The organism is Erwinia sp. Eh17-17, assembly GCF_039675725.1.
Taxonomy (GTDB): Bacteria; Pseudomonadota; Gammaproteobacteria; order Enterobacterales; family Enterobacteriaceae; genus Erwinia.
This window is the reverse complement of sequence record NZ_JBDFQT010000003.1, coordinates 526,342-536,403: the sequence shown is the minus strand read 5'-3', so window position 1 is coordinate 536,403 and position 10,062 is coordinate 526,342. Positions and strand designations below refer to the sequence as shown.

At 46.1% G+C, this 10,062-nt stretch carries 8 protein-coding genes and 2 pseudogenes; all 10 read left to right on the top strand.

Annotated features, from left to right (window positions below; translation table 11 throughout):
- A pseudogene (locus ABEH87_RS12475) lies at nucleotides 1-452 on the top strand (type VI secretion system ATPase TssH); the annotation flags it as partial.
- A gap of 46 nt (nucleotides 453-498) precedes the next feature.
- Nucleotides 499-747 (top strand): hypothetical protein, encoded by a 249-nt coding sequence (locus ABEH87_RS12470; protein WP_346576679.1) that lies wholly within the window; start codon nucleotides 499-501, stop codon nucleotides 745-747.
- Between the two features lie 3 nt (nucleotides 748-750).
- Nucleotides 751-1,101, top strand: coding sequence for a hypothetical protein (locus ABEH87_RS12465; protein WP_346576678.1), 351 nt, complete (start codon nucleotides 751-753; stop codon nucleotides 1,099-1,101).
- 284 nt (nucleotides 1,102-1,385) lie between these two features.
- A pseudogene (vgrG, locus tag ABEH87_RS12460) lies at nucleotides 1,386-4,088 on the top strand (type VI secretion system tip protein VgrG).
- Nucleotides 4,078-4,701 carry a type VI secretion system amidase effector protein Tae4 gene (locus ABEH87_RS12455; RefSeq protein ID WP_346576677.1) on the top strand — a complete coding sequence of 208 codons (624 nt, stop codon included), beginning with the start codon at nucleotides 4,078-4,080 and terminating at the stop codon, nucleotides 4,699-4,701. Before vgrG ends, ABEH87_RS12455 begins: the two are co-directional and overlap by 11 nt.
- A 475-nt stretch (nucleotides 4,702-5,176) precedes the next feature.
- Complete coding sequence (locus ABEH87_RS12450; protein WP_346576676.1) at nucleotides 5,177-5,623, top strand: hypothetical protein; 447 nt, start codon at nucleotides 5,177-5,179, stop codon at nucleotides 5,621-5,623.
- Nucleotides 5,624-5,728: 105 nt separating this feature from the next.
- Nucleotides 5,729-7,741 (top strand): lipase family protein, encoded by a 2,013-nt coding sequence (locus ABEH87_RS12445; protein WP_346576675.1) that lies wholly within the window; start codon nucleotides 5,729-5,731, stop codon nucleotides 7,739-7,741.
- A complete protein-coding gene (locus tag ABEH87_RS12440; RefSeq protein ID WP_346576674.1) occupies nucleotides 7,734-8,501 on the top strand; it encodes a hypothetical protein in 768 nt (255 codons plus the stop codon). The genes ABEH87_RS12445 and ABEH87_RS12440 overlap by 8 nt, the downstream gene beginning before the upstream one ends.
- Nucleotides 8,502-8,551: 50 nt before the next feature.
- Complete coding sequence (locus ABEH87_RS12435; RefSeq protein ID WP_346576673.1) at nucleotides 8,552-9,316, top strand: hypothetical protein; 765 nt, start codon at nucleotides 8,552-8,554, stop codon at nucleotides 9,314-9,316.
- Between the two features lie 475 nt (nucleotides 9,317-9,791).
- Nucleotides 9,792-10,058: a PAAR domain-containing protein gene (locus ABEH87_RS12430; RefSeq protein ID WP_346576703.1), complete on the top strand. Its 267-nt coding sequence runs from the start codon at nucleotides 9,792-9,794 to the stop codon at nucleotides 10,056-10,058.
- The last annotated feature ends 4 nt before the right edge of the window (nucleotides 10,059-10,062 follow it).

The following is a 10,062-nucleotide window of genomic DNA, read 5'->3' as shown; positions in this document are numbered from 1 at the left end:
TCGGCAGCGACGCCATCATGCAGCTGCTGGAAGAACAGCCGGAAGCCACGGAAGGGGATTTACAGGAAATGCTGCGCCCGACGCTGCGCGACCACTTCCAGCCCGCGCTGCTGGCGCGCTTCCAGACGGTGATTTACCGGCCGCTGGATGAGGCGGCCATGCGCACCATCGTGGAAATGAAGCTCGCGCAGGTGAGCAGGCGCCTCAACCGCCACTACGGCCTGACCACGCAGATTGATGAAAGCCTGTATGACGCGCTGACCGCGGCCTGCCTGCTGCCGGACACCGGGGCGCGCAACGTCGACAGCCTGCTGAATCAGCAGATCCTGCCGGTGCTGAGCCAGCAGCTGCTGCGGCACATGGCGGCGAAGCAGAAGCCGCAGCGCCTGACGCTGGACTGGGATGACGAAGAAGGGATCGTGCTGGAGTTTGACGGGGCGGCGGCAACCTAACGGGAGGAGGTAACAACATGGACAGTGCAAAAAAATTGCCAGAGAGATGCTGGACGCTATCAACGTAGATGGCTCGGGTTTGCTGGGTGCCGTGGCGAAGGGGTTTATCTCCTTTCCGGTAACGCTTGGCTACCTCGGGTATGACTTTATCGACACCGGTCATCGCCGGGAAAATCTCGATGATAAGTACCGGCTGGCGCGCCTGGTTAAAACGGCCACTTTTAACCGAGATCTTATTGAGAAAGTTATCGCTGTATTTATCGATGACTTCACCGCACGAATTGATAGGGTTTAACTGGTGGAAAACATCGGTGGCAGCATAGGTGGGAGTATTATATTTTCCCAGTTGACGGGGATTAATTTGGGCCGTCTTATCTCGGCGAATTTAGTAAAGGCTGTTTTTTCAGGTGTCGTGTTAGGCTCACTACTTTCAATTGGTGGGGATGTATCAAGAGCGATTTATACGTCCAGATACCTGAGAGAAAGGAATTATGCTGCTTACTACAAGCTAAAGGGAAGGGGAGATTTAGATCTGCTTTATTTTCTTGTTGAAGATTCCGTTAAGCCTTTTGAAAGGGCTTGCGCGATAGGTGATGTTAATAAAGAGGAGTTTGATAAGATATGCCAATATTTTCTGGCTGGCTTATAAAACTAAAAAAAATAATATTATATATTATTTTTCAGATGATTTGTGCTATTGGTTCGACACTGGTTTTGATAGGGTTGGTTTCTTCCTGTTGGTTTTTCTTTGCGTCGCACAGTGATGCATGGTTTTATTATGGTGGGGCAGGGGTGTTGTTGATTATTATTGGGTTGTTAATATGTCGCATTGGCTTTCCTTATATCAGTAATGATTGGGGTGACTATCTTTAACTCTAAAGAGTAGTAGCATTCTACTTAACATCATTAACCGCGTGAATGGAAACTCTCTAAATGGAAAATATCACTCAGATAAAAGGAACCACACTTAATCGCTACCGCCTCAACATTCCTGCCTGCCCTTACCCGCTGGATGTGGAAAGTTTTGACGGCCTTGAACAGATGAGTGTTTTCTACCATTACACCATCCGCTTCACCTGCCTGCACCCGGACCTGACGGCAGAGATGATGTTGAGTAAGTCCGTCACGTTAACCATGGGCATCGGCGAGCTGTTCAGCCCGGTGGTGGGAAAAGTCGTCCACGGCGTGGTCACGCATTTCCGGCGCGTGGCAGGATCTCGCGACCAGTGCCGCTATGAAATTATTCTCGAACCCTTTATCAGCCTGCTGGATAAACAGTTCCGCACTCACCGCTTCTTCATCAACAAATCCGTCCCTGAGGTGGTGAAACTGGTGCTTAAGGAGCACGGATTACACGACTGGGAATCTGAGTTTCAGCTCAAAAAAAACTATCCAAAGCGTGAGCAGATTAACCAGTACCGTGAGAGTGACCTGGCGTTTATCGAGCGTCTGCTGGCCGAAGTCGGGATTTTTTACTGGTTTACCCTGCAGCAGGACGCGATGACCGAGGTCATCAACTTTGGCGACTGTCAGAGTACCTTCGCCTTCGGTAAAAAAGTGCGGGTCAGCAGTCCGTCAGGCATGAACGATGCCGGGATGGCGTCGATCTGGGGATTAAACGTCAACAATCAGGTGGTGGCCGCAGGCGTCACCGCCGCTGACTACAACCACCGTGATGCCAACAAGATCCTCTCTTCGGCACCCGCTGACGTAACCAACGGTTAGGGTGAAGGCATCACCTATGGTGCGGTGTATCACTACCTGCCACGACATCTGGATACCGGGTCAAAGTTTGAGCCTGAAGCCGAAACCGCTAACTTTTACGCCCGGCTGGAGCATGAGCGCTTTTTGTCACAGCAGACCCTGATTGGTGGCAAGAGTACCGATGTGGCTCTCAGTCCGGCACAGGTACTGGACCTGACGGGAACGGTATTGCCGCAGCATCTCAGCAAGCCGTTGCTGGTGATCCGCACCGGCTTTAGCGCCAGCCGCAGCGAGGCCCTGCAGGTTACCTTCAGCGCCGTGCCCTACAGCGAAACCCGCTGCTGGCGTCCCGCGGCAAAACCGCGCCCGGTGGTCAGCGGCACCCTGATGGCGCGCGTCACCAGTCCTAAGGCCGGTGATCCTTACGCGCACCTGAACCAGAACGGCCTTTACTGGGTGAAGTTTGACGCCGACCGCGATGACAAAGCGAAGGGCTATGAAAGTATGCCGGTACGCCTGGCGAAACCCTACGGCGGCGACACCTACGGCATGCACTTCCCGCTGATCCAGGGCACGGAAGTGGCGATCGCCTTCCACGAGGGTGACCCGGACCGGCCGTATATCGCCCACGCGCTGCACGATTCGCGCCACCCGGACCACGTGACGGCCGACAATAACACCCGCAACGTGATCCGCACCGCCGGGCTGAACAAGCTGCGCATGGAGGACAAGCGCGGCGAGGAGCACATCAAGCTCAGCACCGAGTACGGCGGCAAGACGCAGCTCAATCTGGGGCATAACGTAGATAGCAAACGCGTGCTGCGCGGTGAAGGGGCGGAGCTGCGGACGGATGACTGGCTTAGCATGCGCGGAGGTAAAGGTATTTTACTCGCGGCAGAGGAGCAGCCCGGAGCCAGTGGACAGATGCTTGAGATGGATGAGGCGATTGCCCAGCTTGAGCAGGCATTAACACTTGCCAGAAGCATGCAGACAGCCGTTAAAACAGCGAAAGCAGTGCCTGCCGATATCGAAAGTCAGAAAACGCTCAACACGTCGTTAAATTACCTTAAAAAGCCAGGGCTACTGGCTTATGCTCCAGAGGGCGTGGGCATTGTCAGCCAGAAAGCCGTTCGTCTGGCCTCTGGAAGCGAAAGCATCGCGATGATGTCCGGGAAAAATACCGATATCAGCACAGCGGAGTCCTTTACTGTTGCCTCTAATCAGTCGGTCAGCCTGTTAGCAGCAGGTTCCGGGATGCAGCTGTTTGCCGGGGCAGGCAAAATGGATATTCAGGCACAGGGGGATTCGCTCAATGCATCGGCGTTACAGGATGTCACCATCACCAGCGCTGAAAACAGCGTGACGATCAATGCCGGTAAAGCGATCGTCCTCAACTGCGGTGGTGCGTATATAAAAATCAGCGACGGTAATATTGAGCTGGGCTGCCCGGGAAATATTTTCCTCAAGGCCACAAATGTTGACCAAACGGGACCTGCGACCAAAGATACCCCACCGGTAACCTTCCCAAAAGGGTACTCAGGTTCTTTTACCATCAGAGACCCCAATTCAGGAGAGGTAAAGCCTTTTACTAATTACAAAGTCACCTCCGAAGAGGGAGAGGTGTTTGAAGGCATTTCCGGTTCTACGGGTAAAACGTCTACTTTGCATTCTGCTATGCCGGGGGGGATGAAGGTTGAATTTCCTGACTCGATATATGGGGAAAAATTTAAAGCTGTAGATTCAGTCAGCGGAAAACCTATTGTAGATTATGCGTACTATGTCTCATCTGAAGACGGTAAAACGGTATTTGGACACACTGACAATCAGGGGTGTACTCAAAGAATTGAGACTGAAAGTGAGTCTGGTATTGAAGTTCTCTGGGGGGAGGAAGCCCTGATGAAAATATCAAAGGGAGTTGGAGATGCCGAATAAAAAAACAGTAGCAAAAACTAATCTTATTGGGAAATCACAAAAAATGGTGCTGTTGAAGGTCATCACCTTTGATGAACTTTGGATTGCATATCCATCAGAAAAAATTGAGCACCGTGATTTGAAAACAGGAAAGGACGTGTTCAGCGATCACTGTGCAATCAACGTCAGCGCTGCTCTTTATAAAAATGGCATTTTAATGAAGAGCTTCAATAAAACCCGCTGTTGGAACTGCCCTCAACCTGACCCTGTTAGCAGAAAAGGCATTCATATTATCAGAGCGCAGGAACTAAGCGATTATCTGAAGACCCGGCCTTTTGCGGGATGCCCCAAGCCTCAAGAGTATATTGGAAAAAATTATCTAAAAGGAGTGGATGGGAAAACCGGTATAATTTTCTTCAAAGATTACTGGCTGAGAGGAAATGAAAAAGCACCGACAGGTGACCACATAGATCTGTGGAATAAAAGCAAGCTGGCAGGAAGTGGGAGTTTAGTCTCATTTCTCAGGGTTAACTTCCCGGATGTCACGGAGACTTTTTCTGGAGTTTTTGGCGCGCATACAAGAATATCATCACTGGAAAATGCGAAGCAAGTATTGTTCTGGGAGGTTAAATAGAGATGATGAAGGTGTCTAAGTCAGTAATGACGATAGTAATTATGTCGTTCTACCTATTTCTTCTTATTTTCTCTATCGATGGTTTTTCAAATCATGGTGTGATAACTCGTTTAATTGATTCGTTATCAATAGTAAATGTTTATGCTTTTTTTTTGTTCTCAATAGTTATTGTGATTATAACGAGCTTGGTGGCTTTTATCTGGCTGGTAAAGTATTTTAATGAAAAGTCGGTATTCAACACTTTACTATTATCTGTTATTTTAGGTGTGGGGTTGTTTTTGATTTCATCCAGGGTGAGTGTTATATCTAACTATATATATAGTTTCTACATACTTCACTTTTATAGTGGACTGTATTATGAGGGTGAAGGTAAAGTTCAACAATCAATGTCTTTTATTGTTCGCTACCTTAGCCTGTGTTTTTTGATTGGAGGTATGGGGGCATTTTCCTCTCAAAAAATCATAAGGGTTAAGAAGTGAAGAAAACTTTAATTCGTAATGTAGCATGTTATTTTTGGGGTGCTCTTGACATGTTTTATATCATTCGATATTTATGGATTGATATAGTACAAAGACGTATCCCGCTGATTAGCGATGTTATTGACTTTAGCCACATGAGCGCTGAGTACGGTGGCGAATTTTATATTACAACAATGTTTTTATTATCGTTGGTGCTGAATGTTTCGATTGTGTTTTCCGCTGTATTGCTATTGCTGCGCTGGAAAAAGGTACACGTACTGGTTTACGCTCAAATTCCTTTTCGATTGCTTCTGGTTATTCCTTCACTTTCCATCGCGCCGTGGTTGCTAAAAAATTTTGATATTCATTCACTATTTGCTTTGGTTTTTGTTCTTATCGTTTCAGAGTTACTGAAGATGGGATCTTTTGTATTAGCGACAAAACCTTGTGCAACCAAATCATGATGACTGCCACAGTTAACTGATTGATCTACATAAGTGCAGTTAATGCAACTACACCCTGAAATATAAAGGGTGTCGCGTATCTCAAGGAAAAGAGAGGAATACATAATGGCAGGTAATAGTTTAGTGACTTCAGTTACCGGCACCAATGTTGATGCTGTAGCCGGAAAGCAAAAGCCTTACTGGGTTGAGGTTCAACTGGTGGATGAAGAGGGAGGTGCAGTCGGCGGGATCCCCTGGCAGGCCGAGAGCCATCACCCCAGCGAAGGTCGCATAGAGGCTTTTACCCATTCCGGCACCAGTGATGCCGAGGGGCTGATCAGAATTGATATGCCGCACGGGCTGGAGCTGAGGCTGACCTTAACCGCCGACCCGCTGGCGACGGAAATGGAGAAGCGCCACCTCCGACCAGGAAGGGATGCCGAAGTGGACTCTGAAGTCCGCCCAAAGGCTGAAAATAATGGGTATATATGGCATTACGCGGTCATTGGCGAGCTGTGTCGTACGCTGCCATCCGTTGAATTAAGAGAAAAAGAACTCTGGCCTGTCTACCATTTTCCTTACGGTAAATCGTTTAAAGGGCTGACCATCAGATCTAACCAGCTTGAAAAGCGGCATGTGATTGAAATCTGTCCGTTCAGAGCCTGGGAGTTGGTGTTGCATCACCAGAAGGATTACTCCATAGCAAATGCGATAAATCTGGGGGCGGCGGCATCACTGGCTTATGCTGACGATAGTATTCTGGATGTGGCATCAATCACCCGATTCTTTATTAATCAGTGCCAGGACCTCTCCCGTTTGCCTCAGCTTCACAAAAGCGGCCTGAGTTACAATACGCTGGTTCAGGATGTGCCATTCAGCGATCGTTATTATCCTCCTGTTTTTATGGATACCTCGCGGGATACCTCCAGTAGTGCTATGGATAATGAAAAAAATGATAATGAAGATGAAACCGTAAAAGGGGAGGGGGATACCCAGCTTTTTTATGTTTATAACAACGATAAGATTATTATCTCATGGCGCGGAACCGCGAGCTTATATGATGTGGGGACCGATCTTGCCTTTAGTCCAGTAAATACAGAAACCTGTGAGATTAAGAAAACTCAATGTACGGATCTGCTTTCAGTTGGGAAGGTGCATGATGGGTTTTGGAGTGGATATAGTCGAGTTGAGAAAAGATTTAAAGAGCAATTAAGAGAGCTTAAAATATTAGTGGAAAAATATGATTTATTTATTTGTGGGCATAGTTTGGGCGGAGCTCTGGCATTAATTAATTCCGCTAGGTTAAAAAATTATGATCCTATTCTTTATACTTATGGGATGCCACGTACTTTTACCAGAGATGCGGTGGAACAACTGTCAAGTATTACCCACTACCGACATGTGAATGATAACGATCCGGTGCCAGCCGTACCACCCGAGGCTAATCTGGATAATGAGTTATATAAATTATGGGGTCCGCTGGGGAAAACGCTGGGTATGTTATGGTCAATGGGGGAATTAATTGCCTATCAGGTCGTTCCCTGGGGGGATTGCTTCTGGCATCACGGTAATCCGGTGGCATTTATCACCGCCACGCAAAGCCGCCAGTGGCAGCAGTGCAAAATCCAACTCCCATATCCGAGAAACTGTATGACCATCAGAAAAAGGTTACCGATCAAAGCCAGGCTCTACCTGGTGCCTGCCCTGGCGCAGCAGCAGGCGCAGCAGGCGGGAGAGCAGCAAAGAGAGTTTAAACAAAAACTTACAAAAGAGGATCTGGCAGAATTTTTCCCGGCGGGCAGAAACTTCGATCGCGGTGCCGACCTGACGTTCGGCGACCATTTTATGACCTCCTATATGCCTTATATAAACAATAAACTTCTGGAGCTGATTGATAAACAAGGCATGATTGGGAAGCCTTGTTTTACAGAGCATCAGTATAACGTCGATTTGTTTAAGCAGCAGATGTTAATAAATGAAAATGAAATACCGATTAATGAGAAAAAACGGAACGAAATATTCATTAATCTTGATGGGTTATTAAAAGTATCTCTTGTGCCAACATTAGCTTTACCCTATAGCACTAATACACTTTTAAGGTTTGCGCGTTATGGTGAAGAGGCGATTGAAAATGCATAATAAATTTAATCTATTAGTTATTTACCTGCCGATATTTTTCGTCAGCGCATGCAGTAGTTCAATTGACAGAACGTTATCTCCGCCTGCAGACACTAAATGGGTGAGCGTTGAGGTTAAAAACCCTTTACCCTACACAAAACCCTTTCCACTTGAAGCACGATATATCTCGCATAAGTGCCAGAAAAAGAGAGTGAGCGGCTTCGATGGTTCGGTCATTACCGAACCCAGCTATAACGGACGAAAAGTCCCTTTACAGCAGCAGGGCAGCAGTGATGTCTGGCAGGCAAGAGTAGCAATGACCGGGGGAGGAAGTTGCGACTGGACGTTAAGCGCAGTAAGTCTGGGGATAGAATATATCGATGCCACCCATTTAGGAAAGGATCTTGTGCCTGGTACGGCAGTAGGGGCGATTATTGCATTCGATAATGATGCATCCCGTAACGGCCAATTTTCAAAGGCTAAAGGAAAAATAGTATTAAAACCAAATTATTACCCATACATATTAGAATGGAATCTAGGTGAAAGGAAAAAGGAACTCTCCCTTCTGGGTGAAACAAACTTCATATCTTTGAAAGTGCATGATTCAAATGAAATTGAATTTAATCCTAAAATAGATGAAAGGAAGGTTGTAAGATATGTGGGTATAGAAAAAAAGACAAAAGGTATTTACTCAAAAATAATTTACCCTGATGGGAGTGTTGCTCCTGAAAAAACACTCTTTCCTGATTTTAGAAAAGTTGATGAGATGCAGTTAAAATAACGCTGGTTACATGTTAATGTTTTTATCTTTTACAAATCAGGAGGGGCTAAATGCATATAATTAAATTATTAACTATTCCATTAGCATCGGTCATTATCAGCAGTTGTGTCAGTGTGACAGACAGAACGTTGTCCCCGCCCTCTGATACCAAATGGGTAACTGTTGAGGTTAAAAACCCTTCACCCTACACAAAACCCTTTCCGCTTGAAGTTCGGTATATCTCGCATAAGTGCCAGAAAAAGAGAGTGAGCGGCTTCGACGGTTCGGTCATAACCGAACCCGGCTATAACGGACTAAAGGTTCCTTTACAGCAGCAGGGCAGCAGTGATATCTGGCTGGCTAAGGTAGCAATGACCGGTGGTGGTTCCTGCGAATGGACGTTAAGCGCAATGAATCTGGGGATAGAATATATCGATGCTACACATTTAGGGAAGGATCTGGTTCCTGGTACCGCAGTGGGAGTCGTAATAGCATTCGATAATGATAGTTCTCGCAGTAGTCAGTTCGATTCTGTTAAAACTAATGATCTATTTTTGTCACCTGATTATTACCCATTGATAAAAAAGAATAAAATGATTCGAAAGGTAGATAGTTTGAGTCTATTCGGCGCTGAAGACTTTATGCAGAAAAAAATCACTCAGATTTATGATGGGGTGAAGATAAAATTTTATCCTAAGATAAATGAATCAAAGTTAGTCAGAATGGTTGCTCCGGAAAAACATCAGCGTGGTGAATTCTATAAAATAATCTATCCAGATGGCAATGTGATCTCTGATGGTTCAACACATCCTGATGTTAAAAAATTAGTTAAATAAGCTATGAATAAGTTGGCAGGTCTAATTAAGCAATTAATTGGTTTTTTTCGTTAGTGGCTGCATTAGTTCAGTTAACCGGACCTTATCCCCGCATGCAGACACTAAATGGATAAGTGTTGAGGTTAAAAACCCTTCACCCTACACAAAACCCTTTCCGTTTGAAGCACGATATATCTCGCATAAGTGCCAGAAAAAGAGAGTGAGCGGCTTCGACGGTTCGGTCATTACCGAACCCAGCTATTGATGAAAGAAATAATTAAAGTAATTAACGGTTGGTGATGATTTGATGTGCGCGTTCTAAGGTAATATATTCTGATGTGGTTTTATCAATAATATTTACATCCTCTGATTAAAATAAACGTTAAAATTCTATGAGGAGTGGATGTCAATTATATTTAATTTTTTTAAATCATTCTGTGGTTTTATCGTTGGCAAAAACACCCTGTTAAAAATATTTTCTATATGGAGATTCTCTATGTCCAAAGGACTCGTTGTGCTCGGTGACAAAACCAGCCATGGGGGCAAGGTTTTATCTGCTTCATCAAATATAACCGTGGATGGTAAAACCGTTGCCGTCGTCGGGGATATGGTCAACTGCCCGATGATCGGGCATGGAACTAACCCCATCGTGGAAGGAATGTCGCAGCGTACCTGCGCTGGGCGTGCCGTTGTGGTTGATGGTTGCCGCTGTGCGTGTGGTTGTCAGGTCATCTCCAGCGCACCAAACAGTACGATAGGTTAAATAA

What these genes read in the sequence shown, in the direction of transcription:
- ABEH87_RS12470 (WP_346576679.1), top strand. Translation starts at nt 499, where the DNA reads ATGCTGGACGCTATCAACGTAGATGGCTCGGGTTTGCTGGGTGCCGTG.
- ABEH87_RS12455 (WP_346576677.1), top strand. Translation starts at nt 4,078, where the DNA reads ATGCCGAATAAAAAAACAGTAGCAAAAACTAATCTTATTGGGAAATCA.
- ABEH87_RS12445 (WP_346576675.1), top strand. Translation starts at nt 5,729, where the DNA reads ATGGCAGGTAATAGTTTAGTGACTTCAGTTACCGGCACCAATGTTGAT.
- ABEH87_RS12440 (WP_346576674.1), top strand. Translation starts at nt 7,734, where the DNA reads ATGCATAATAAATTTAATCTATTAGTTATTTACCTGCCGATATTTTTC.
- ABEH87_RS12435 (WP_346576673.1), top strand. Translation starts at nt 8,552, where the DNA reads ATGCATATAATTAAATTATTAACTATTCCATTAGCATCGGTCATTATC.
- ABEH87_RS12430 (WP_346576703.1), top strand. Translation starts at nt 9,792, where the DNA reads ATGTCCAAAGGACTCGTTGTGCTCGGTGACAAAACCAGCCATGGGGGC.